This window comes from Pseudoalteromonas sp. 1181_04, from assembly GCF_052850545.1.
This window is the reverse complement of record NZ_VXCS01000086.1, coordinates 1-755: the sequence shown is the minus strand read 5'-3', so window position 1 is coordinate 755 and position 755 is coordinate 1. Positions and strand designations below refer to the sequence as shown.

1 pseudogene is annotated in these 755 nt (G+C 39.6%); it reads left to right on the top strand.

Features of this window, described 5'->3' with window-relative positions:
* Nucleotides 1-441 precede the first annotated feature (441 nt).
* Nucleotides 442-755, top strand: a pseudogene (locus FW757_RS23140) (IS4 family transposase); the annotation flags it as partial.

Below are 755 nucleotides of genomic sequence, written 5' to 3'. Positions count from 1 at the left end.
TAAGCGATGCTCAAGCAAATACTGAACCTTCTGTATCAGAGTAAATTCAAAGCGCGGTTTATGCCGCGCTTGTTAATTTAATTATATGGGGAAGAAGACCTAAAGTATTCCCAGAATTAGCCTTTATATATCAATAAACTAACAGTATTAAAAAATGTGGGAAGCGAGGGAACATTCATGGTGTTTTGTGATCTTATGAATCGTCAAAAACAACAGAGCTAAACACCATGAATGCTTTTACTATTTTGCACAATATGCTCCGCGCTGTCACCCCTAAATCAATTCATAAAGCCAGATTTAATACCTTAGTCGCTGCCGTTAAATCTCTATTGCACTGTCAGCAATGCACCTTGACGTCTATCGGTCGCAATTTGAATTCAAAAACAACTGAAAAAACATGATATTAAACGTATTGATCGACTGCTCAGTAACCACGAGCTTTTGCTTGAATCAACAACGGTTTATGTTCACTTAAGCCGTTTTGTGGTCACTGAAAAGCATCCCGTCATTTTGGTTGATTGGAGTCATGCAGATACACAAACCAAATATTGTATTCTGCGTGCCAGCATTGTCAGTGAAGGTCGCTCTTTAATCCTGTATCAGGAAAGTGCATTCAGCTTTCAATATCATTGCCCAAAAGTACAAAAACGGTTCTTGAAGATGCTCAAACTGATCTTGCCGAGTGATTGTCGGCCCGTTATTGTGACGGATGCTGGCTTTAAAGTTCCTTGGCTCAAAGCCGTGCGAAACAATGA